A 21,001-nucleotide genomic window follows, 5' to 3' on the forward strand; every position below is an offset into this window, starting at 1 on the left:
GGACGGCTCCCGGGGCCGCCCTCGGGCCCCGGGAGCCGTCCTCGCGCTGCGGCGGACGTCACATGTTGATCATGTGGCCGGCCAGGCCGTGGATGGCCTCCTTGACGGCCTCGCCGAGGGTCGGGTGGGCGTGGACGTTGCGGGCGACCTCGTGGACGGTGAGGTCCCACTGCTGGGCGAGCGTCAGCTCGGGGAGCAGCTCGGTGACCTCGGGGCCGATCAGGTGCGCGCCGAGCAGCTCGCCGTGGGTGTTGTCGCAGATCACCTTGACGAAGCCGATCGGGTGGCCGAGGCCGTGCGCCTTGCCGTTGGCGGTGAAGGGGAACTTGGCGACCTTGACGTCGTACCCGAGCTCGCGGGCCTGGGCCTCGGTGTAGCCGAAGGAGGCGATCTGCGGCTGGCAGTAGGTGGCGCGCGGGATCATGGCGAAGTCGACCTCCATGGTCTCCGCCCCGCCGATGGTCTCGGCGGCGATCACGGCCATCGTCTCGGCGGCGTGGGCCAGCATCAGCTTGGCGGTCACGTCGCCGATCGCGAAGATGTGCCCGGCGCTGGTGCGGCCGCGGCCGTCGACCGCGATGGCGCCGCGGTCGGTGAGCTTGACGCCGGCGTTCTCCAGGCCGTAGCCGTTGACCCGCGGCGCGAAGCCGATCGCCTGGAGCACCTTGTCGGCCTCCAGCACCTGCTGCTGCCCGTCCTTGGTGACGGTGACCCGCACCTTCGCATGGGGGTCGCTGTCGTCGATCGACTCGACGCGGGTCGAGGTCAGCACCTCGATCCCCAGCTTGCGGTACTGCTTGGCGAGTTCGGTGGAGACCTCGACGTCCTCCAGCGGCACCACGCGGTCCAGGAACTCGACGATGGTGACCTTCACGCCGTAGTTGTGCAGCACGTAGGCGAACTCGACGCCGATCGCGCCGGCGCCCGCGATGATGATGCTCTCGGGCAGCTGCTCGGTGAGGATCTGCTCCTCGTAGGTGACCACGCGCTCGCTCAGGCTGGTGCCGGGCAGGAGGCGGGTGGTGGCGCCGGCCGCGATGATGCAGTGGTCGAACGTGACGACGTCGAAGCCGCCGCCGCTGAGCGCGACCTGGAGGGTGTGGTCGTCGACGAACGTGCCCCAGCCGTCGTACTCGGTGATGCCGTTCTTCTTCATCAGGTAGTGGACGCCCTTGACCCGGCCGTCGGCGACGGCTCGGCTGCGGCGGAAGGCCTCGCCGAAGTCGAAGCTCACCTGGCCCTCGACCTTGATGCCGAAGGTCTTGGCCTCCTTGGTGAAGATGTGCGCCAGCTCGGCGTTGCGCAGCAGGGCCTTGGAGGGGATGCAGCCGACGTTGAGGCAGACGCCGCCCCAGTACTTGGCCTCGATGATCGCGGTCTTCAGGCCCAGCTGGGCGGAGCGGACGGCGGCGGTGTAGCCGCCGGGGCCCGCGCCGAGGACGACGACGTCGTAGTGCGTGCTCATGGTGCTGACTCCTCCGAGGGTGTCACGGTGGTCCTGATCTCGGTCCCATGGTGGCAGGACCGGGCCCGGCGCACCCACCGGGTCTCGGCGGGCACGCTCCGCGCGGCACCGTACCCGTCCGGGGGCGGAATTGTCAGTGGCGTCCGCCTCCGTGATCGATGTCGCAGGTCACCGCGGGTGGGCCGGAGGACGGGCGCACGCGTTCGAAGGCGGACCCGTCGCGGGCGGGTCACCCGGCGAGCGCCGGGTAGTCGGTGTACCCCTCGGCGCCGCCCGTGTACATCAGGCCGTCGCGCAGGGGGTTGAGCGGCGCTCCGGTGCGCAGGCGCTCGACCAGGTCGGGGTTGGCGAGGAAGCCGCGGCCGAAGGAGATCAGGTCGGCGCCGGCCGCGAGCAGGCGCTCGGCCGCGGCCAGGCCGCCGTCCTCGGGCAGCGGCTGCCCCCAGCCGAGCACGGGGTTGGCGATGAGGGTGCCGGACCAGGCCTTGCGGATCTCCTGGAAGACGGCGTCCTCGGGGTCGGCGAAGACGACGTGCAGGTAGGCGAGGCCGTCGCCGGCGAGTTCGCCGGTCAGGGCGCGGTAGATCTCCGCGGTGTCGCCCTCCGCCATTCCCTGGCCGGTGAAGCCGGGCGACACCCGCAGGCCGACGCGCTCCGGGCCGATCTCGGCGGCGACGGCGCGGACCACCTCGACGACGAAGCGGATCCGGTTCGCCACCGGGCCGCCGTAGCCGTCGGTGCGGCGGTTGGTGTTCCGGGCGAGGAACTGGTGCAGCAGGTAGCCGTTGGCGCCGTGCACCTCGACGCCGGCGAACCCTGCCTCGACGGCCTTGCGGGCGGCGGCTGCGAAGTCGGCGACCGTCCGGCCGATCTCGTCGACGGTCAGCCGGCGCGGGACGACTGACCCGCGGTGGCCGCTCGGGGTGTGGATCGTCTCGGGCAGCGCGACGGGTGAGGGGGCGACGGGGTGCAGTCCGCTGTTGTCGGGGTGGCCGATCCGGCCCCCGTGCTGGAGCTGGAGGAACATCCGTCCGCCCTCCGCGGCCACGGCGTCGGTCACCGTGCGCCAGCCGGTGACGTGCTCGTCGGCGTGGATCGCCGGGATGTTGGCGTAGGTGCGGCCGACCCGGTTCGGGGTGGCGGCCTCGGCGATGATCAGGCCGGCGGTGGCGCGCTGGGCGTAGTAGGTGGCCATGACCGGCTGCGGGACGCCGTCGGCACCGGCCCGGGTGCGGGTCATCGGGGCCATCACGAGGCGGTTGGGGAGGTGCAGCGGGCCGAGGTCGGCGGGCTGGAAGAGGCCGGGGGTCCGGGTGTTCGCCGTGCTCGCCGCGTTCGTCGTCTTCGTCGTCTTCGTCGTCATGCCGGAACCGTAGAAGCTCACACCGGTGTCAGCTTCAAGTACGGTGGCCGGGAGCCGGGCTGACGGCCGGGTGGGCCCGCCGCCCGAGGACGGCAGCGGGCCCACCCGGTCGTCAGGCCGCCACCTCGTGGGCGCGGTCCTCACCGAGGCCGCCCCCGGCGCCACCGCCGCTCGCCCGGGGCGACACCGTTGCGGGCCGGTCGAGTTCGCCGAGGTCCCACGCGAACGTGCCGACGGCGTGGGCGATCACGGCGATGTTCGTGTCGAACGCGTCCCGGTCGAGGTTGTCCAGGTCGTCGCAGGCCTTGTGGTAGCAGGGGTCGAGGGCGACGCCCGCACTGCCCCCGTAACGGGCCTGCTGTGCCGACGACTTGATGGCCTCGGCGCCGGTGTCGGTGCCGCCCGCCGGGATGCCCGCGTCGATGAACGGGCCGTAGTCGGAGCGCCCGTTGAAGGCGACCGGCTCGTGCGGCACGCCGCGGCGGTCGAGGAAGTCGGAGATGTGCCGCTGGATCTGCGCCGAGCCGGCGGGACCGGCGCCGCCGCCGGTGCTGCCGGAGCCGTCGTAGACGAACTGGGCGTAGTTCGGGGAGGCGATCATGTCGAAGTTGAGGTAGAGCCGGATCTTCTTCCGGTCCGCCTCCGACAGCGACGTGACGTACGCCTCCGAGCCCTTGAGCCCGAACTCCTCGGCGGACCACCAGGCGAACTTGACCTTGTTCCGCACCTGCCGGACGCCGAGGTTGCGGGCGACCTCCAGGATGCCCGCAGAGCCGGAGCCGTTGTCGTTGACACCCGGACCGGCCGGGACGGAGTCGAGGTGGGCGCCGACGAAGACGGTGTTGTTCTCGTCGCCGCCGCGCGTCTCGGCGAGGACGTTCCACGTGGTGCGCGGCTCCATGAACGTGCGGATGTCGAGGCTCACTTCGACCGGGCCGGCCGCCGCCTTCGCCGCCAGGGCCTCCCCCGCCGCCTTCGAGACGCCGCCGACGGGGATCCGCACCGCGTTCGGCTCGCCGAGCGTCCCGTTCAGGTCGCCGTCCACGCTGTTGTAGACGATCGCGCCGGCCGCGCCCGCCGCTGCCGCCGCGGCCTGCTTGACGGCGAAACCACAGCCGCCGCGCCGGATCAGCGCGATCCGGCCGGTGAACTCCCCCTCCGGGTAGTCGGCGGCCGCGCAGCCGGTGGCCGCGCCGACCGGCACGACCGCCAGCTCGCCCTTCACACCCGCCTCCGGGCCGCTCGGCGAGTACGTCATGGCGATCACCGGCACCTGCTCGGCCTGCGGCGACACGACGTCGAGGCGCTGGGTCCGCGCCTCGAAGAACGTGTAGGCGAACTCCTGCCGCGAGACCTTGAGCCCGGCCCGGCGGGCCTGCTCGTAGACGTAGCGGGCGGACTCCTCGTGGCCCCGCGAACCGGCCGCCCTGGTGCCGCCGTTGCGGTCGGCGATCCGCTGGAGCGCCTGGAGCGTGGCGAGGGCGTCGTCGGCACTGCTCCGGTCGACCAGTCGGGCGGCGAGCTGCGCGCCCCGGCGGGCCGGGTCCGGGTCGGCGCCCGCGGTTCCGGCCCCGGCGAGCAGCAGCGGGAGGGCCAAGGCGGTCGCCGTCACCGCGGCTCCGGCGGGGTGGGCGAGCGGGGTTCTCGTACGGCGGGTGCGCGGGCGGCGGGTGCGCAGCGTCAAGGCGAGTCCTTCCGACGGTCCGTGAACTCCGATTTGACATGACCGTCACGAGGCCTGCCAAGACCGCCGCGTCCGTACGGGGGGAGGGCGCCGCGCCGTGACGGGATGCGGACCGGTCACCGCTCGGTGATGCTGGAGAGGCGGGGGACTCTCTTCCAGGAGTGTGACCATGTCCATGATGGATAAGCTCAAGAGCCTACTGAAGGGCCACGAGGACCAGGCCGAGAAGGGCGTCGACAAGGCGGGCGACGCCTTCGACGAACGCACCGAGGGCAAGTACAGCAGCCACGTGGACACCGGCCAGGACAAGCTCAAGGAACAGTTCCGCGACCAGCCGCCGCAGTAGGCCCGCCGCCGTTCCGAAACCTGACGCCCCGGTCCGGCCGCCGTGCCGCGCCGGGGTTCAGTCGTGCCCGCCGGTGCCGTTCCCGTCGGCCACGTCCCCGTCGGCGCCGCTGCCGGCCCGGTCGGGCTCCGGCTCGGCGCCGCAGTTCTCGCACGGCCCGGGTCCGGGTCGCTCGCGCAGCCGTCCGCACTCCGGGCAGACCCGGTCCAGCCAGCAGGCCGCCTCTCCACCTTCGTCCATGCCGCCGATTGTGCCGCTCGGCGCTGCGCCGCGGCGAGTAGACACTGTCTACGCCACCCTGGTAGACAGTGTCTATGACCGAAGAGGAGAAGGACCTCCGCACCCGCCTGGTGACCGCCGGGGTGGAACTGCTGGCCCGGGACGGCGTCCAGGCGCTCGGCCTGCGCGAGATCGCCCGCCAGGCCGGCGTCTCGCACGGCGCGCCGCGCCGCTACTTCCCCACCCACCGCGAACTGCTCGCCGCCATCGCCCGGCACGGCTTCGGCAAACTCACCGACACCCTGGCCGCGGCCGACACCCTCGCCGCCACCGACGGCCTCCCGCCCCGCGACCGGCTCACCGGCCTCGCCCGCGCCCACCTCCGCTTCGCCGCCGCCAACCCCGGCATGTTCGAGCTGATGTTCCGCCACGACCTGCTGGAGGGCAGCGGAGCCGACCTCCGCTCGACCTCCCTGCCGCTCTTCCGCACCTTCGCCCGCCTGGTCGGCGAGGCCTGCCCCGAGCGCGACACCGGCACCACGGCCGTCGCCCTGCTAGCGAACCTGCACGGCCTCGCCCAGCTGCGCGCCTGGGGCAGCCTACGGCTGCTCACCGGGGACGACGACGTGGAGCCGCTCCTGACGGCGATCGTCGACGCCCACCTCGGCGCCCCGGCGCAGCGGTGAGCACCGCCCGGCGGGAGCGGCTCACACTCGCCGCGAGCATCACCGGCGCCGTCGTCGTGGCGCTGGACGGCACCGTGCTGTCCGTCGTCCAGCCCAGCCTCCAGCGCGACCTCCACACCACCGCCGCGGCCGTCCAGTGGACCAGCACCGGCTATCTGGTCGCCGTCGCCGCCCTGCTGGTCTTCGCGGGCCGCCTCGGCGACCGATACGGGCACCGGCGCGTGTTCGGTGCCGGAGTGACGGGCTTCGCCGCCGCCTCGGCCGGGATCGGCCTGGCGCCGGGCATCGGATGGGTGATCGCCCTCAGGGTCGCGCAGGGCGTCGCGGGAGCCCTGCTGCAACCCGCGACGCTCGGCATGCTGCGCGCGGTGTTCCCCGCCGAGCGGCTCGCCGGGCCGATCGCCCTGCGCACCAGCGCGATCGGGCTCGCGGCCGCGGTCGGACCGCTCCTGGGCGGCGCGCTCACCGCACACCTCGGCTGGCGGGCGGTGTTCTTCCTGACCCTCCTGCCCGCCGCTGCCGCCCTACTGCTCGCCCTCGCCGTGCCGATGCCGGGGCCCGCCCCCGGCGAGGACACCGGCGGGCTCGACCTGCCGGGCGCGGCACTGCTCGCGCTCACCCTCGGCTGCCTCGTCCAGTCCCTGGTCGGCCTGCCCTCCCGGAGCAGCACGCTCGGCCTGACCGCCGCCATTGTCCTCGGCCTCGCGTTCGCCCGGCACGAGCGGAGCACCGCCCGTCCGCTGCTGCCCCCGGCCGTGCTGCGCTCCGCCGGGGTGGCGCCCGTGCTGGGCGCCCTGCTCGCGGCGTCGGCGGCGCTCTCCGGGGCGCTCTTCCTCGCCACCTACTTCCTCCAGGACGTCGTCGCCCTCGACCCGTTGCAGAGCGCGCTGCGGGCGCTGCCGCTCGCCGTGACGATAGTGCTCGCGGCGCCCGCCTCCGCCTGGCTGGCGAAGCGTCACGGCGCCAGGGAGACAGTCGTGTCGGGCATGCTGCTGGTGACCTCGGGCGTGCTGCTGATCTCCCGGTTCGACCGGTCGTCGGGGCCGGTCGAGATGGGGGTCGGTTTCCTCCTGCTCGGCGCCGGTTTCGGCGCGGTGATGGCCACCGCCACGGCCATCGTCGTGCGCGGAGCGGTCGCCTCCCGGGCCGGGGTCGCGGGCGGCCTCCAGCAGACCGCCATGAACGTCGGCCCCGCCCTCGGGGTGGCGCTGGCCGCCACGGTCGCCGGCCCCTCCGCCGTCGGCACGGTGATCGGCCCCGCGGGCCTCACGCTGGCCGCCGTCGCCGCGGGCGGCGCACTGCTGGCCACCCGTGTCCCCGGCGCAGAACGGGGCGCGGTCGTGCCGGAGGGCCGCTGAGCGGCCACGAGCCCCGTCGAACCGCCCGCGCGTCCACTTGGGCCCCGCCGAGGGCTCCCGCGGGCACCCCGCTCGACCGGCCCTCACCCGTTCGGCCGACATAGGCTGGCCCTGACCACCACTGCCCCGACGGCCGGAGGGCCGATGAGCCGACGCCGCCCCGCCAGCCATCCGAGCGCCGACGACCTGCTGACCCAGCTCGAAGGACTCACGGCGCGCGCCCTGGCGCACGCCGAGCTCCAGCGGGCCCAGGTGGAGCTGGCCGAGGCGCTCCAGCGGGAGCTGCTGCCGGCCGCCCTGCCGCAGCGGCCGGAGCTGCGGGCCGCGGCCCGGTACGCCCCGGCCCGGCACGGCCTGAGCGTCGGCGGCGACTGGTACGACGGCTTCCCCCTGCCGGACGGCTCGCTGGCCTTCTCGCTCGGCGACGTCCAGGGCCACGACGTCGAGGCGGCGGCGCTCATGGGCCAGGTCCGGGTCGGCCTGCGCGCGGTGGCGGCCACCGCCGCCGACCCCGGCGAGGTCCTCGCCCAGGCCAACGACCTGCTGATATCCCTGGACAGCCGCCGCTTCGCCACCTGCAGCTTCCTGCGCTACGACCCGGTCACCGGGGACCTGTCGCACGCCCGCGCCGGCCACGTCCCGCCCGTCTGGGCCAACCGCGACGGCCGCTGGGGCCACTGCGCCGACGAGGGCGGCCCCCCGCTGGGCGTCCTGCCCGGCGCGACGTACCCCGTGACGCACCACAGGCTCACCGGGAGCGGGGTCATGGCGCTGGTCACCGACGGCGTGATCGAGGGCCCCGCGTTCCCCATCGAGGCCGGGCTGGACGCGGTCGCGGCCGTCCTGCGCGGGCAGGTCGGGTCCGACCCGGACGAACTGGCCGCCGCCGTGCTCCGGGTGGCCGACCTCACCGGACACACCGACGACGCCGCCGTCCTGGTCCTGCGCCACGACCGCTAGCGCCGTGGCCGGAGCGGTCCACGCGTGTCACACCCCCATCGCCGACCGGGCGTAGTGAGATGCTGCCGTGCCGCTGACTACGCCGTTGCGCCCCCGTAGCCCCCGTGACCTGGCGGTGACCGCCATACGACTGCTCGCGGTCACCGCCGTCTACCTCGCCGCCGGCCGGCTCGGCCTGCTGCGCCAGGTGGTGATCGCCGGGGCCAAGGTCACCCCGCTGTGGCCGCCGACCGGGATCGCGCTGACCTGCCTGCTGCTCCTCGGGCTCGGCATCTGGCCGGCCGTCGCACTGGGCGCCTACCTGGTGGTCATCACGATCGGGCCGGCGCACTGGAGCTCGCTCGGCATCGTCGCCGGCAACACGCTCGCGCCGGTCGCCGCGTGCCTCATGCTGCGCCGGGTCGGCTTCCGGATCGAACTGGACCGGCTCCGCGACGGGGTGGCACTGGTCTTCCTCGGCGCCTTCGCCGGCATGCTGGTCAGTTCCACCATCGGCACCACGGTGCTGCTCCTGAACGGCTCGCTGCCGGCGGACGGATTCTGGTCCACCTGGTCGGCCTGGTGGACCGGCGACGCGATGGGCGTCCTGGTGGTCACCCCGCTGCTGCTGGCGCTGCGCACCGCCCGGCCGCCCGCCGATCCGGGCCCGTTCGACTGGGTGGAGCCGGTCCTGCTGCTGGCCGGGACCGCCGCCGTCACCCTGATCGCCACCTCGACCACGGTGAACCTGCTCTTCCTGGTCTTCCCCTTCCTGATCTGGGCGGCCCTGCGCTTCCGGCTGATCGGCGCGGCGCCCTGCGTCCTCCTGATCTCGGTGCTCGCGATCGTCGCGGCCACCGACCGCAGCGGCCCGTTCGCCCGCCACGGAATCGTCGCCGACATGGTGGTGCTCCAGGCCCTCAACGGCTGCGCGGCACTGACGGGCCTGCTCTTGTCCGCGATCATCGCCGAGCAGCGCAACACCTACCGCCGCCTCGAGCAGGCCTGCGTCGAACTCGCCGAGGTGGTGAACCGGCTGGCCCCGGGCAGGGCGGACACCGGCCACTGGCTGCCCCCCGAGGAGGACGGGCGGTAGCCGCGCCCGCCCGGACCGTGGGCGGCCCCGTTCAGTGGCCGGTGGCGACGGGACGGGACGGCCGCAGAGCATCATCGGCCTGCTCGACGGGCGGCTCGACGGCCTGCTCGACGGCCTGCTCGACGGCCTGCTCGACGGGCGGCTCGACGGGCGGCCCCGACGGCTTGGGCCGGGTGAGCGCGACCAGGAGCGCGAGCTGGACGACCGCTCCCACGGTGAGTCCGGCCCACACGCCGTTCACGCCGAGCGGGCCCGACAGCGCGGCGGCGGAACCGAGTTGGGCGCCGAGGCCGACCGTGACGGAGACGACCAGCGCCCGCCCCGCGCCCACGGCCTGGTGCACGCCGCCGACCGCGACGACGAACGCGTACGGCAGCAGGTAGGGCGCCGCCAGGTGCAGGAAGCCGGCGGACTGCCCGGCCACGGCCGGGTCGTCGGTGAACAGCCCGCTCACCGGTCCGCCGAGCGCCGCGCACAGCACGGCCGCGACCGCTCCCAGGAGGGCGGCGAACCAGCCGGTGGCGCGGGCGAATCGACGGAGCTCGGCGTCCTCCCCCGCCCCGGCGAGACGGGCGGCCCCGATCGCGGCGGCCTGGCGCAAAGCGTAGAACGCCATGGTGACGACGAGCAGCACGCGGTAGCCGACGCCGTACCCGGCCACGGCGGCGACGCCGAAACCCGCGACGAGCGCGAGTTGGGCCGTCCCGACGGCCATCCGGGCCGTGAAGTCGAGGCCGAACGGTGCCCCGGCGCGGACGATCCGCCTCAGCTCCGGGCCGACTCCTCCGGAAGGCCCGCCCGTCCGGCGCTCGGCCAGCAGCCGCAGCGTGACGGCCAGCGCGACCGCCCGGGAGGCGGTGAGCGCGAGCGCGGCGCCCGTCACGCCGAGGCCCGGGACGGGTCCGGCGCCGAGGACGAGCAGCGGGTCGAGCGCGAGGAGCAGCGCGTTGGACAGCAGCGCGATCCGCATCGGCGTGCGGGTGTCGCCGGTTCCCTTGAACAGTTCGTCGGCGACGCGCTGGCCGGAGAACAGCCCGAACGCCGGGAACGCGACGGCGAAGTAGCCCGCGGCGAGCCCGGCCGCGGGGCCGTCGAGGAACCCTGCCGCGAGGCGCTCGCGCAGCAGGAAGCCGGGCACGGCGAGGGCGGCGGTCACGAGCGCGCAGAGCCGCCACGCCGCGCGCGTGGTGCGGGCGGCCCCGGCGGCGTCCCCGGCCCCGAGGGCGCGCGAGAGGCGCAGGCTCGTACCGGAGGCGACCACGAGGACGAGACCGAGCAGCAGGTTCTCGACGGTGCCGGCGAGGGTCACCGCGGCGACGGCCGCGCCGCCGAGCCCGGCCACCCAGTAGGCGCCGATGACGGAGGCCACGACGCCGGACAGGAGTTCGGCGTAGACCGGTCCGGCCAGTGCGGCCAGTCGTGCCAGGTGTGTGCGCATGTTCCCTCTCCCGGCAGCCCCACGGCCGCTCCCTCTGAGCCACCCCCGCCTGCCTCGAATAGAGATACATCGGATCGAGGCACATCGACAAGAGGTAAAGTGGCGCGCGCACCGGGCGCACTCCGACGAAAGGGCTTCATCGTGCTGACGCTCGCGATCCTGGGGTTCCTCTACGACCAGCCGCTGCACGGCTACGAGCTCAAGTCCCGGATCACCGGCCTCACCGGACACGTCCGGCCGGTCAGCGACGGCGCGCTCTACCCCGCCATCACGCGGCTGGAGAAGGCCGGCCTGCTGCGCCGCAGGACCGAGCCGGGCAGCGGCGCCGTCCCCCGCCAGACGCTGGAGCCGACCGCCGCCGGCCGGGCCGAACTCCGGCGCCGGCTCGGCGACCCGGAGCAGGCGGAGATCACCGACCAGATCCGCTTCTTCGCCCTGGCCGCCTTCCTCCACCACCTCGCCGACCCGGCCCGCCAGGCCGCCGTGCTGCGCCGCAGGCTCGACTTCCTGGAGGCACCGAGCAGCTTCTTCTACGACGGACAGGGCCGGCCGGTCACCGCCGAGCGCGAGCCGAACCCGTTCCGCCGGGGCATGCTGCTGGTCGCCCGGGCCTCCGGGGCGGCCGAGCGGGCGTGGCTCGCGGAGACGATCGAGCAGCTGACGGGGGCGGGCGCCACGGGCGCCGGGGAGGCGGGGGGCACGGGGACTTCGGGGGGCACGGGGACTTCGGGGGGCGCAGGAACTTCGGGGGCGTAGACCGCGCTGCCCCGCGCCCCTGCCGAACAGCACAGAAACGGCACCGAAACCGGACCGAACGGGACCGAACGGCAGGGTGGGCAAGCGGAATTACCCCGATCGTCACCTGGTCCCACCGGGCCCCGCCGTCGCTATGATGATCCGCCTCACGTCCGACGGGCCCGCGGGGCGCCGGTGCGGCGTGAACCCGCCACCGGGCCCCGCCCGCTCCCCTGGAGGCCGCCGTGACCACCTGCGAGACCGCTGCCGTCCAACCCGCCCCGATGAAGCGGGACGACATCCCCGGCTGGTTCTTCAGTCTCGACCGGGCGGCCTTCGGCCACCTGCTCGCCTCCCAGAGCGCGGCCGGGGTCACCGGCGACATCCTCGAACTCGGCAGCTACCTCGGCCGCAGCGCCGTCCTGCTCGGCGACCACCTCCGGCCCGGCGAACGGCTCACCGTCTGCGACCTGTTCGACTCCGACGCGGGCGACGCCGACAACGCCGCCGAGATGGCGATGTCCTACCGCAGGACCCTCACCCGCAGCGCGTTCGAGGCCAACTACCTCGCCTTCCACGACGCCCTGCCAGAGATCGTCCAGGCCCCCACGTCCGCGCTGGCCGACGGCCGGATCCCGGCGGGCAGCTGCCGGTTCGCCCACGTCGACGCCTCCCACCTGTACGAACACGTCGCCGGGGACATCGCCGTCGCCCGCGCGGCGCTCGCCGCCGACGGCCTCGTCGCCCTCGACGACTACCGCTCCGAGCACACCCCCGGCGTCTCCGCGGCGGTCTGGGAGGCGGTGTTCACGGGCGGCCTCCGGCCGGTGCTGCTGACCCCGATGAAGTTCTACGGCACGTGGGGCGACGCGGCGGCCGCGCGCGAGGTCCTGCTCGGCCGCGACTGGCGGGCCGAGGGGTACACCGTGGACGAGGACACCATCGCCGGGTCGCGCGTCCTTCGGCTCAACTACCAGGTCAAGGCCCCGGTCCAGCGCTCCACGCCGCGCCGGCTCGCCCTGGACCTCCTGCCCCCGGTCGCCACCCGCGCGACCCGGCGCGTGCTCCGGACGCTGCGCGAACGCCGCGCCGTCCAGCCGGTGCGCCCCGCCTGAGGGCGGGCGGGAAAGCGCCCAACGGGGCCGGACGCAGCCGCGTCCGGCCCCGTTGGCGTACGCCCACTTACTTTGCCATCTTTTCGCACTGGCTGATTCTGCATCACCCACACGAGTGAATCGCCTTAAAAGATTTGCCCAAGGAACATTAAAGAGCACATAGTGAGGGCGCCTGGATTTGGTCTAGCAATCACCAAATCCAGGCAAAATCTCGGGTGGATCGTGAGTGAATCGTGAGTGAGGAGAAGGCCTTGTTCCACGGAATCACGGCGGCTGGGTACGGTCAGCGCCTGCGCGAGGACATCGCGCGGACGGGCACCACGCCGCTCATCGGGGTGTACGACATGTACTCGGCGTCGATCGCGGCCGAACACTACGACGGAATGTTCGTCTCCGGTTTCGGGTTCGCCGCCTCCTACTACGGCCTGCCCGACATCGGCTTCATCGCCTGGCCGGACATGCTCTCCTTCGTCGAACGGCTGCGCGGTGCCTTCCCGCAGCACCACCTCCTGGTCGACATCGACGACGGCTACGTCGATCCCGAGGTCGCCTGCCATGTCGTGCGCCGGCTCGAACGCACCGGCGCCTCCGGCGTGATCCTGGAGGACCAGAAGCGCCCGCGCCGCTGCGGCCACGCGGACGGCAAGCTCGTCCTGCCGCTCGACGAGTACCTGGAGAAGCTGAACCTCGTCCTGGAGAACCGCACCGACCTCGTGGTCGTCGCCCGCACCGACGCCACGGAGGAACAGGACATCCTGCGCCGCGCCCGTGCCCTGGCCGAGACGGACGCCGACGTCGTCCTCGTCGACGGGGTGCGCAGCGAGGAGTGGATCCGGCGGATCCGGCGCGTCGTCGGTGACAAGCCGCTGCTGTTCAACCAGATCGCGGGCGGCAAGTCGCCCCGGCTGTCGCTGTCGGAGCTCGGCGACCTCGGGGTGGACGTCGCGATCTACAGCACGCCCTGCCTCTTCGCCGCGCACCGGGCGATGGACGAGGCGCTCGCGGGGCTGAAGGTCAACGACGGCCGGCTCCCGGCCGCTCCGGCGAACAGCCAGCCGGTGGGCGTGCGGGAGTCCACCGAGCTGCTGGAGCGGAACATCGCCCGCGCCCGGGGCCTCGCGGAGGTCACGGCGTGACGTTCGGATCACCCGGTCCGGTCCGCCGTCGGGCATCCGCCCGGTGGCGGGCCGGCGCCGCCGGAATTGCCGGGGCGTGCGCGCTGCTCGCGGGGGGTGCGCCGCCCGCGGCGGCGGGCGGGCTGATCACGGTCATCGACAACTCGCACGCCGACTCCTGGGTGGAGGTCGACCGCACGGCCAACGTCCAGCAGGGCGGCGGCTCGGCCGGCAGCGACCACGACGGCGCCGGCTCGGTGGTCGGCGGGGTACTGGAAGGCGGTGCGGGCGCGCTGTTGGCGCCCGGGACGAAGGGAGGTGATCGATGAGCCTGCGGTGGCTGCGGCGGCGCGGTGTGGATCCCTACATGGCGGCACTGGCCGGCACCGTCGGGCTGGCCGCCCTGTTCCCGGCGACCGGCACCGCGGCCCGCGCGGCCGCGGCGGCCTGTGACGTCGCGGTGGCGCTGCTGTTCTTCCTGTACGGCGCGCGGCTGTCCACCCGCGAGACGCTGGCCGGGCTGCGCCACGTGCGGCTGCACGGGCTGGTGCTCGCCTGCACCTTCGTCCTGTTCCCGCTGCTCGGACTGGTCACGGCCCTGCTGACGCCCGTCCCGCTCACCGACCAACTGCGCACCGGCGTGCTGTTCCTGTGCCTGGTGCCGTCGACGGTCCAGTCCTCGGTCGCGCTCACCGGCGCGGCCGGGGGCGACGTGCCGGCGGCGATCTGCGCGGGCACGTACTCCAGCCTGGCCGGATTGGTGCTGACGCCGCTGCTCTCCGCCTGGCTGCTGGGCTCGCACGCCGAGCTCTCGGCCGACGGACTGCTGCGCATCGCGGCCCAGTTGCTCGCGCCCTTCGTACTGGGGCAGGTGCTGCGGCCGTGGATCGGCGGGTTCCTCGGGCGGCACAAGCGCCTGCTGACGCCGGTCGACCGCGGCTCGATCCTGCTCGTCGTCTACACGGCCTTCAGCGCGGCGACGGCCCAGGGCATCTGGCACCTCGCCACGCCCGGTGCCCTGCTCGGCCTGGCCGCAGTGCTGCTCGCCCTGCTCGCCGCCTCCTTGGCCGCCGCCCGGCTCGGCGCCCGTGCCGTGGGGCTCGGCCGCCCGGCCGTCGTCGCGGCCATGCTCTGCGGCTCGCAGAAGAGCCTAGCCAACGGTCTCCCGATGGCCACGGTGCTGTTCGGCTCCGAGGCCGGGCTGATGGTGCTGCCGCTGATGCTCTACCACCAGCTCCAATTGGTGGTCGGCACGATCCTGGCGGGCCGGTGGTCCCGCGCCCCGGTGCAGGCACCGGCGCCCCGCGTCCCGGAGTCGACCACGTCAGCGGCACGGGGCTGAGGTGCACGTCGCCCACCCGGACCTCGCCGACCTCGCAGGGGCAGGTCAGCGGATGTAGTACGGCCGGTTGTGGGCTGCCACCGGTGCGGACTGGTAGGTCCACACGCCCGCTGCCGGTGCGTCGGCGATGAGGTGCGCGAGGTCGCGGGCGGGCTCCTCGGCCGGGTTGCCCACGTCGAGGCGGATGCGGTCGGCCGCGCGGTCGTCCAGGGCGTAGAAGCGGTACGGCTGGTAGACGTTGAGCGGCCCGGCGAGCAACCGCCCCTCGTCGTCGGTGCCGTAGCCGGTGATCGGCGTGTTGGTGACCGGCTCGGACGCGAGGCCGGCCAAGTCCGCCTCCAGCGACACAGTTCCTCCTCGTGACGCTGGAGCCCACCGTCGACGACGGTGGCCCGGCGGCAGGAGACGGACCACCGACGCTCGCGGACCAGCGCGCCTGGGTGCGCCGCGGCGTGTACTTGGCGCCGGTCGGGCAGGCCGGGACACAGCTGGCGCTGCCGGCGCAGAGCAGCCCGGTGCCGCCGTTGGCGCGCAGGTAGCCGCTGGCGTAGGGCAGGGGGCCGTGCTGGACGAGGTGGCCGCCGGGCCCGGCGAGGTCGCCGACGTCGGGTGAGGGCGCGTCGGGGTTGGGCGAGTACGGCGAGGTGGGCGGGCCGCCGCCGGCGGCGCGGACCCGGGCGGCTCCCCCGGCCAGGCGCCGACGTACCAGAGGTGGACGAGCGCGTGCTCGTCCCGCACCCGGTGCGCCAGCACGGTCCGGTGGTGCTCGTGCGCCATCCCGGTGGCCCGCAGTTCCGGCTCGTCGAAGCCGGTCAGCCCGGCGCAGACGCGGAGGAACTCGTCGAAGTCGGCGAGCTCGTCCAGTTCCTCGAAGTCACCGGTCCCGTCAAGGTCGTCGAAGTCGTTGTCCACACTCAAGCGGGCACCCCCACGCAGTCACCGGCAGGTGGCCAGGCCATGACACCCGGACCCGCCCGCGATCTTCCCGTCTTCGCCCACCGTGGCATCTCCGATGTCCGAAACCGCTTGAAACCAGCCGAACTTGATCTCCGATGACCTGACCGGGCGCAGCTCACGGTCACGATGCGACCGGGTGAGCCACGCGACCGCCACCACGGACCCCAGGGACGTCCCAGGAATCCCCAGGATTTCTTTACCGCCCGGTGACTCATCACCGCGAACCGCCGGCCTTACCGTTGTCGACGCTTGGTCAACTCCACCCCCTCACACAGGAGTAGCCATGTCCATAGCCCGTCGACGCACGCCTCGACGCGCCCTCGTCGCCGCCTCCGCCGCCCTGCTGACCGTCCTCGGCGGCGCGGCACCGGCCCTCGCCGCCACCACCCCCGCCGTCGTCCACGCCCCGCTCGGCCACCACGGCGGCGGCGTGCTGCACAGCACGAGCAGCAACTGGGCCGGGTACGCCGCGACCGGCGGCAGGTTCACCAGCGTCAGCGCCAGTTGGGTGCAGCCGTCCGTGTCCTGCTCGGGCTCCGACACCTGGTCCAGCTTCTGGGTCGGAATCGACGGGGACGGCAGCAACTCGGTCGAGCAGCTCGGCACCGAGGCGGACTGCTCGGGCGGTTCGCCGGTGTACTCGTCCTGGTACGAGATGTACCCGGCGTACCCGGTGAACTTCACCAACTCCGTGCGGCCCGGCGACCACTTCACCGCGAGTGTCACCACCAACGGCTCCGGTTCGTTCACGCTCACGCTCTCCGACACCACCCAGGGCTGGAAGCGCAGCGTCAACAAGACGCTGCGCAGCGCGGCCCTCGCCTCCGCCGAGGTCATCGCGGAGGCGCCGTCCAGCTCCACCGGCGTCCTGCCGCTCTCGAACTTCGGCACCGTCGGCTTCAGCGGGGCGACCGCCAACGGCCAGAGCCTCAGCGCCGCGGGCGCGTCGAGCATCACGATGGCTTCCGGCGGCACCACCAAGGCCACCACCTCCGGGCTCAGCGGGGGCAGTGCCTTCTCGGTGACCTGGAAGCACAGCTGACGTAGCGCCTGTCGCCCGGCGCGCGGCCGTCAAGGGCGGCGCGCCGGGCGGTGTACCGGACGGGCGAACGCCCCGGACGAGCGATGTTCCGGACGGCCGCCACCTCAGAGCAACGGGCCGAGGACGGGCAGCACCGGCTTGCACGGCACGGGGACGGGATGCACCGGGTCGAGCGCGTTGCGGACGTCGGCCAGCGCGACCGGGTCGTAGGCGCCCTCCAGGTGGTCGGTGGCATCGGCCACGCACGGGCGGGCGGCGCTCGGCCGGCAAGGAATTCGGGTTTCCGTTCCGGAATTCCCGCGCCCCGGTTCTGCGACGCGGCACGGGAATCCGGGCCCGGCCCGGACGTCACTACACCACGTGCAGCCGCGCCGGAGCCCGCCGCGTCGACCGGTCGACGTGCGCGGCGGTCTCCGCGTCGGCCGGGAGCAGCACGAGGAGCTGCTGTGCGTCGGCGGTGAGGTCCAGGGTCTCGCGCACGAGCCGGAGTTCGCTTCCCGAACGACTTCACCGCCTGGGCCGGCGGCCGCCCGGACGACCCGCAGGCCCCGGGTCACGCCAAGGTCCTGCTCGACCGACTCGCATGGTGGGCAGGCGCGTTGAAGGCAGCGCGCGCCGCCGCCCCGTACCCGGCGTGAAAGGGGCGGCCGACCTGGAGTACGTCAGCCTCGGAGGCAGCGGCCCGACCGTCAGCCGCATCGCCCTCGGCTGCACGGGCTTCGGCGGCACGGGCGGCGGGCACAACCCGTGGGCCCTGGACGAGCGTTCCGCGGCGCCGGTCTTCCGGCGGGCCGTCGAACTCGGCATCACCCTCTGGGACACCGCCAACGTGTACGGCGGCGGCGCCTCCGAGGAAGTCGTCGGGCGTGCCGTGCGCCGCTACACCCGCCGTGACGACGTCGTCCTCGCGACCAAGGCGGGCCTGCCGGTGCACGCCTGCCCGTACGGCCGGGGATCCGGTGGCCCGGCGGTTCTTCGGGGACTCCGACCGGCCGATCGTCGACGCCGTGCAGGGCGTCGCGGAGGCGCGCGGCATCCCGATGGCCCGGGTGGCGCTCGCCTGGGTGCCGGGCAACCCCGTCGTCGCCGCACCCGTCGTCGGGGCGACCCGCCCGGGCCACCTCGACGACGCGGTCGCGGCGCTCGGCGTGCGGCTGACGGAGGACGAGGCGGCCGCCCTGGAGCGGCCGTACTCGCCTCGGCTGCCGACCGGGTTCCGATCAGCCCAGTGCGTCCGCCTCCCGCACCCGGTGGAGGTGGACGAGCACGTCGAAGGACTCGGCGATCCGCACGGTGTTGAGCGGCACGGGGTACCCGGTGCCGATGCTCCGCAGTGGGCGGGCGGTGTCGAGCCAGGCGCGGGCCGCGGGCGGGGCGCTGCGGACGTCGAGGTAGAAGTCCCCGTGGCGGACCCGGTCGAGCGTCTCCTCGGTGGTACCGGGCGCGGGCGGGCCAACCGTGAACCTCGTCCACGCGCGGTCGGGGATCCCTGACGGGCCCTGCTCGTCCTGGGAGAGGAACGATCCCTGCCCGAAGGTCAGTCCGACGGGCAGGTAGCCGGCGCCGAGTGCTTCGCGCAGGAACCCGCCCTGCGACTTCGGGTGCGTGCCGGGGTCGTCGGGCACGTACGCCACGTGCCCGTTGTGCGCCGACACGAGCATCCGCTGACCGGTTCGCCGGTGCCACCAGAGGATGTTGTCGGCCATCACCCGGTCGCGCTGGAGCATCGCGGCGCGCAGCGCCCCTTCGTCCTGGAGGTCGACCCCGAGGAACACCGCGGTCTGCGCGATGGAGCGGGCGTGCTGCACGGCCCACTCGAACTCCTGGCCGTCCTGTCCCTGTTGGCCCTCCAGCAGCCTGAACGCCGCTTCCGCGTTGGTCGCGAGGCGCCGCCGCTCCGCGAGCGGGCCGCGCAGGTAGGCGAAGCTGTCGTCGAGGGGGCGCAGGCCGGTGTAGAGCTCGGTGAAGCGCGGCAGCAACTCCGGGTGCCGGCGCCGGACGTAGCCCGTCACCCGCTCGAAGAACGCGTCCCCGACGCGCGGGGCGCCGATGTCGTCGCCCATGAAGTGGACGCGGCACCGGGGGTTGCGCCGGTTGTGGTCCCGCATCCACTCGACGAGGTGCAGGAACTCCTCGCGCTCCCACGGCGATCCGCCCAGCGCGGCCCGCACGACCTGGCGGGCGTCGCCGGGTCCGCCCTGGACGAACTCGTCGATGAGCAGCCCGGCCGGCCAGCTCATCTCCAGGGCGAAGGCGGTGAAGCCCTTCTCCTCGACGAGGTACCGGAAGACGCGCTCCTTCATCGCGAAGAACTCGTGCGACCCGTGCGTCGCCTCCCCCAGTCCGACCACCCGGGCGTCCCCCACCATCGCCCCGAACGCCCGGAGGTCGGACGGGTCCGTCCCCGGCACGGTGGAGCGGAGCGGCCGGGAGGCTCGTAACAGCGCGGCCCGGACCGGCTCCTGCTCCTCCCCCGCACGCGCGGCCGTGGCCGTGGCCGGCACCGCCATCGCCATCGCCCCCGCCCCGGCCGCTGCCGCCGCCCGCAGCAGCGAACGCCGCCCGATCAGCCCACCCATGCGCGATCACCCATCCCCGAATCGGCTTCCAGTTCCCGCCGTTGATGATCGCCCACGATCCGTCCACCACACCCTGGGGCTGGCCTCCGACCTCGCCTGGGGACAACCCCCCTCCCTCCCCTCGCGATGACGGACATCGTCGTTTCCGTGTCCGTGCCGCCACACCCGGGCCCGGGCCGGTCGAGGCCTGCGTGGCCACCCGCCCCTCAGCCCCCGACCGCCTCCGGTACGGGTGAGCTCTTCTCCGCGCGCGGGGCGGTCAGCGGGCCGGCGGCGAGGGCGGCCAGTCCGGCGAGGACCGCCAGGCAGGCGCAGACGGGCCAGAGCAGGCCCGGGGCGGACTGGTAGAGGGCGCCGCCCAGCGGGGGTGCGAGGACGGTTCCGCTGGTGGAGGCCCCGGCGTAGAGGCTCTGGAAGCGGCCCTGGTACTCGGGCGGTGCGCTGTCCGCGACGAAGGCCGTCGCCGGGGTCTTGTAGAGGATCTCGCCCGCGGTGACCACGGTCATCATCACCACGGTGGTGACGACCGACGCGCCCGCCACCAGTGCCGCGAAGCCCGCGCCGACCAGCAGCAGGCCGGTGCCGATGATCCGCAGCGGCGCCCGGTCGCGCAGCGCCATGGTGACGACCACTTCCAGCGCGAGGATCAGACCGCCGTTGATCGCCAGCACCGCGCCGTACACACCGGTGCCGATGCCGTGGTCGGCGAGGAACACCGGCAGGACCGAGTACTGCTGCCGGTAGACGGTGTCCACGACGACGATCGCGGGCAGCAGCACCAGCACCGCGGGCCGCTCCCGCAGCGCCGCCCACAGGCCGCCGCGGGCGACGGTCCGGCTGCTGCGCGGCCCGTCGGCGGTCAGCACCTTGGCGGCGTACGCGGCGAACAGCAGCGACCCGAGGCCGTCGATGCGGAACAGCCACGCGTACGACCAGTGGGTCGCGATGAACGCGCCGAGCACCGGGCCGATGGTGAAGCCCGCGTTGCCCGCGAAGCGCATCACCGCGAAGCCCTGCCGCCGGTCGCCGGGCGGCACGGCCACCGCGACGAGCGCCGAGTTGGAGGCGCGCACGGTGCCGGCGGCGTACTGGAGGACGGGCAGCACCAGGAGCAGCACGGACGTCGGCAGCACCGGCAGGGCGAGCAGTCCGGCGCCGGAGACGGCGGACCCGGTGAGCAGCGTCCGGCGGTGGCCGAAGCGGTCCCCGAACCAGCCGCCGGTGAAGTTGCCCGCCACCAGACCGAGGCCGCCGGCGCCGGCGATGGTGCCGGCGGCGGCCGCGCTCAGCCCGCGCGGGCCGGTCAGGTAGACGAAGAGGTAGACGAACGTGAAGGACACCACCATGTTGGCGAAGCCGCCGGCCGCCAGCAGCCAGACGGTCCTCGGCAGTGCCCTCAGCGCGCCCGTGCTCCCCGCGCCGTCCCCGGTCCCGTTCCGCTCGGCCATCCGGCCACCCCCGTAGTCAGTTCCTTTTAGGAACGGACTATGTCAGGCTGACGGGGCTAAGGTCAACGCTGGTG

General features: G+C 74.0%; 23 protein-coding genes and 2 pseudogenes. 15 read left to right on the plus strand and 10 right to left on the minus strand.

The window, feature by feature from the left end:
- Positions 1–58 precede the first annotated feature (58 nt).
- The 3 genes from lpdA to AB0C76_RS20490 form a co-directional block, all read right to left on the minus strand.
- Entirely contained in the window at positions 59–1,465 is a 1,407-nt protein-coding gene (lpdA, locus tag AB0C76_RS20480; protein WP_359967081.1) for a dihydrolipoyl dehydrogenase, read from the minus strand.
- 229 nt (positions 1,466–1,694) lie between these two features.
- Entirely contained in the window at positions 1,695–2,828 is a 1,134-nt protein-coding gene (locus AB0C76_RS20485) for an alkene reductase (RefSeq protein WP_359967084.1), read from the minus strand.
- Positions 2,829–2,940: 112 nt separating this feature from the next.
- The gene (locus AB0C76_RS20490; protein ID WP_359967087.1) at positions 2,941–4,512 is read right to left on the minus strand and encodes a M28 family peptidase; all 1,572 of its coding nucleotides are present in this window, start codon (positions 4,510–4,512) and stop codon (positions 2,941–2,943) included.
- 169 nt (positions 4,513–4,681) lie between these two features.
- On the opposite strand from AB0C76_RS20490, the gene AB0C76_RS20495 reads away from it, so the two are divergent.
- The gene (locus tag AB0C76_RS20495; RefSeq protein WP_359967090.1) at positions 4,682–4,858 is read left to right on the plus strand and encodes an antitoxin; all 177 of its coding nucleotides are present in this window, start codon (positions 4,682–4,684) and stop codon (positions 4,856–4,858) included.
- A 57-nt stretch (positions 4,859–4,915) separates the two neighbouring features.
- Here AB0C76_RS20495 and AB0C76_RS20500 read toward each other — a convergent pair whose 3' ends face one another.
- Positions 4,916–5,098, minus strand: a complete 183-nt coding sequence (locus tag AB0C76_RS20500) for a hypothetical protein (protein WP_359967093.1) — start codon at positions 5,096–5,098, stop codon at positions 4,916–4,918.
- 74 nt (positions 5,099–5,172) lie between these two features.
- On the opposite strand from AB0C76_RS20500, the gene AB0C76_RS20505 reads away from it, so the two are divergent.
- The 4 genes from AB0C76_RS20505 to AB0C76_RS20520 all read left to right on the plus strand — a co-directional run bounded on the left by AB0C76_RS20505 (position 5,173) and on the right by AB0C76_RS20520 (position 9,156).
- Entirely contained in the window at positions 5,173–5,763 is a 591-nt protein-coding gene (locus AB0C76_RS20505) for a TetR/AcrR family transcriptional regulator (RefSeq protein ID WP_359967095.1), read from the plus strand.
- On the plus strand, positions 5,760–7,121 hold the full coding sequence (locus AB0C76_RS20510; protein ID WP_359967098.1) for an MFS transporter: 1,362 nt from the start codon (positions 5,760–5,762) through the stop codon (positions 7,119–7,121). The genes AB0C76_RS20505 and AB0C76_RS20510 overlap by 4 nt, the downstream gene beginning before the upstream one ends.
- A gap of 144 nt (positions 7,122–7,265) precedes the next feature.
- A complete protein-coding gene (locus tag AB0C76_RS20515) occupies positions 7,266–8,081 on the plus strand; it encodes a PP2C family protein-serine/threonine phosphatase (protein WP_359967101.1) in 816 nt (271 codons plus the stop codon).
- 115 nt (positions 8,082–8,196) lie between these two features.
- Positions 8,197–9,156 carry an MASE1 domain-containing protein gene (locus AB0C76_RS20520; protein WP_359967104.1) on the plus strand — a complete coding sequence of 320 codons (960 nt, stop codon included), beginning with the start codon at positions 8,197–8,199 and terminating at the stop codon, positions 9,154–9,156.
- Between the two features lie 31 nt (positions 9,157–9,187).
- On the opposite strand, the gene AB0C76_RS20525 is transcribed toward AB0C76_RS20520, so the two are convergent.
- Positions 9,188–10,594, minus strand: coding sequence for an MATE family efflux transporter (locus AB0C76_RS20525; RefSeq protein ID WP_359967107.1), 1,407 nt, complete (start codon positions 10,592–10,594; stop codon positions 9,188–9,190).
- Positions 10,595–10,693: 99 nt separating this feature from the next.
- Here AB0C76_RS20525 and AB0C76_RS20530 point away from each other — a divergent pair, with 99 nt between their 5' ends.
- From AB0C76_RS20530 to AB0C76_RS20550, 5 genes are all read left to right on the plus strand, one after another.
- Positions 10,694–11,350, plus strand: coding sequence for a PadR family transcriptional regulator (locus AB0C76_RS20530; RefSeq protein WP_359967110.1), 657 nt, complete (start codon positions 10,694–10,696; stop codon positions 11,348–11,350).
- A gap of 224 nt (positions 11,351–11,574) precedes the next feature.
- Positions 11,575–12,444, plus strand: a complete 870-nt coding sequence (locus tag AB0C76_RS20535) for a class I SAM-dependent methyltransferase (protein ID WP_359967113.1) — start codon at positions 11,575–11,577, stop codon at positions 12,442–12,444.
- A gap of 263 nt (positions 12,445–12,707) precedes the next feature.
- Entirely contained in the window at positions 12,708–13,580 is an 873-nt protein-coding gene (locus AB0C76_RS20540) for an isocitrate lyase/PEP mutase family protein (RefSeq protein WP_359967194.1), read from the plus strand.
- Positions 13,577–13,888 carry a hypothetical protein gene (locus AB0C76_RS20545; protein ID WP_359967116.1) on the plus strand — a complete coding sequence of 104 codons (312 nt, stop codon included), beginning with the start codon at positions 13,577–13,579 and terminating at the stop codon, positions 13,886–13,888. The genes AB0C76_RS20540 and AB0C76_RS20545 overlap by 4 nt, the downstream gene beginning before the upstream one ends.
- A complete protein-coding gene (locus tag AB0C76_RS20550) occupies positions 13,885–14,901 on the plus strand; it encodes a bile acid:sodium symporter family protein (protein ID WP_359967119.1) in 1,017 nt (338 codons plus the stop codon). Before AB0C76_RS20545 ends, AB0C76_RS20550 begins: the two co-directional genes overlap by 4 nt.
- Before the next feature lie 45 nt (positions 14,902–14,946).
- Here the strand turns inward: AB0C76_RS20550 and AB0C76_RS20555 are convergent, their stop codons facing one another.
- Positions 14,947–15,249: a hypothetical protein gene (locus AB0C76_RS20555; RefSeq protein WP_359967122.1), complete on the minus strand. Its 303-nt coding sequence runs from the start codon at positions 15,247–15,249 to the stop codon at positions 14,947–14,949.
- 11 nt (positions 15,250–15,260) lie between these two features.
- Here AB0C76_RS20555 and AB0C76_RS20560 point away from each other — a divergent pair, with 11 nt between their 5' ends.
- From AB0C76_RS20560 to AB0C76_RS20570, 3 genes are all read left to right on the plus strand, one after another.
- The gene (locus tag AB0C76_RS20560; protein ID WP_359967124.1) at positions 15,261–15,440 is read left to right on the plus strand and encodes a hypothetical protein; all 180 of its coding nucleotides are present in this window, start codon (positions 15,261–15,263) and stop codon (positions 15,438–15,440) included.
- A 172-nt stretch (positions 15,441–15,612) separates the two neighbouring features.
- Positions 15,613–15,957, plus strand: a complete 345-nt coding sequence (locus AB0C76_RS20565) for a hypothetical protein (RefSeq protein WP_359967127.1) — start codon at positions 15,613–15,615, stop codon at positions 15,955–15,957.
- Positions 15,958–16,141: 184 nt separating this feature from the next.
- Positions 16,142–16,900, plus strand: coding sequence for a G1 family glutamic endopeptidase (locus tag AB0C76_RS20570; protein WP_359967130.1), 759 nt, complete (start codon positions 16,142–16,144; stop codon positions 16,898–16,900).
- Positions 16,901–17,004: 104 nt separating this feature from the next.
- Here the strand turns inward: AB0C76_RS20570 and AB0C76_RS20575 are convergent, their stop codons facing one another.
- Positions 17,005–17,142: a hypothetical protein gene (locus AB0C76_RS20575; protein ID WP_359967133.1), complete on the minus strand. Its 138-nt coding sequence runs from the start codon at positions 17,140–17,142 to the stop codon at positions 17,005–17,007.
- Between the two features lie 109 nt (positions 17,143–17,251).
- On the minus strand, positions 17,252–17,380 hold the full coding sequence (locus AB0C76_RS20580; RefSeq protein WP_359967136.1) for a hypothetical protein: 129 nt from the start codon (positions 17,378–17,380) through the stop codon (positions 17,252–17,254).
- A gap of 103 nt (positions 17,381–17,483) precedes the next feature.
- On the opposite strand from AB0C76_RS20580, the pseudogene AB0C76_RS20585 reads away from it, so the two are divergent.
- A pseudogene (locus AB0C76_RS20585) lies at positions 17,484–17,762 on the plus strand (aldo/keto reductase); the annotation flags it as partial.
- 145 nt (positions 17,763–17,907) lie between these two features.
- Positions 17,908–18,024 (plus strand): annotated as a pseudogene (locus tag AB0C76_RS20590) (aldo/keto reductase); the annotation flags it as partial.
- A 96-nt stretch (positions 18,025–18,120) separates the two neighbouring features.
- Here the strand turns inward: AB0C76_RS20590 and AB0C76_RS20595 are convergent.
- Complete coding sequence (locus AB0C76_RS20595; protein ID WP_359967139.1) at positions 18,121–19,479, minus strand: erythromycin esterase family protein; 1,359 nt, start codon at positions 19,477–19,479, stop codon at positions 18,121–18,123.
- 206 nt (positions 19,480–19,685) lie between these two features.
- Positions 19,686–20,927, minus strand: coding sequence for an MFS transporter (locus AB0C76_RS20600; RefSeq protein ID WP_359967142.1), 1,242 nt, complete (start codon positions 20,925–20,927; stop codon positions 19,686–19,688).
- Between the last annotated feature and the right edge of the window lie 74 nt (positions 20,928–21,001).

The sequence above is a fragment of the Kitasatospora sp. NPDC048722 genome, assembly GCF_040650235.1.
Lineage (GTDB): Bacteria > Actinomycetota > Actinomycetes > Streptomycetales > Streptomycetaceae > Kitasatospora.

Coding starts and splice junctions, on each gene's coding strand:
- lpdA (WP_359967081.1), bottom strand. CDS start 1,465: ATGAGCACGCACTACGACGTCGTCGTCCTCGGCGCGGGCCCCGGCGGC.
- AB0C76_RS20485 (WP_359967084.1), bottom strand. CDS start 2,828: ATGACGACGAAGACGACGAAGACGACGAACGCGGCGAGCACGGCGAAC.
- AB0C76_RS20495 (WP_359967090.1), top strand. CDS start 4,682: ATGTCCATGATGGATAAGCTCAAGAGCCTACTGAAGGGCCACGAGGAC.
- AB0C76_RS20500 (WP_359967093.1), bottom strand. CDS start 5,098: ATGGACGAAGGTGGAGAGGCGGCCTGCTGGCTGGACCGGGTCTGCCCG.
- AB0C76_RS20505 (WP_359967095.1), top strand. CDS start 5,173: ATGACCGAAGAGGAGAAGGACCTCCGCACCCGCCTGGTGACCGCCGGG.
- AB0C76_RS20515 (WP_359967101.1), top strand. CDS start 7,266: ATGAGCCGACGCCGCCCCGCCAGCCATCCGAGCGCCGACGACCTGCTG.
- AB0C76_RS20525 (WP_359967107.1), bottom strand. CDS start 10,594: ATGCGCACACACCTGGCACGACTGGCCGCACTGGCCGGACCGGTCTAC.
- AB0C76_RS20550 (WP_359967119.1), top strand. CDS start 13,885: ATGAGCCTGCGGTGGCTGCGGCGGCGCGGTGTGGATCCCTACATGGCG.
- AB0C76_RS20570 (WP_359967130.1), top strand. CDS start 16,142: ATGTCCATAGCCCGTCGACGCACGCCTCGACGCGCCCTCGTCGCCGCC.
- AB0C76_RS20595 (WP_359967139.1), bottom strand. CDS start 19,479: ATGGGTGGGCTGATCGGGCGGCGTTCGCTGCTGCGGGCGGCGGCAGCG.
- AB0C76_RS20600 (WP_359967142.1), bottom strand. CDS start 20,927: ATGGCCGAGCGGAACGGGACCGGGGACGGCGCGGGGAGCACGGGCGCG.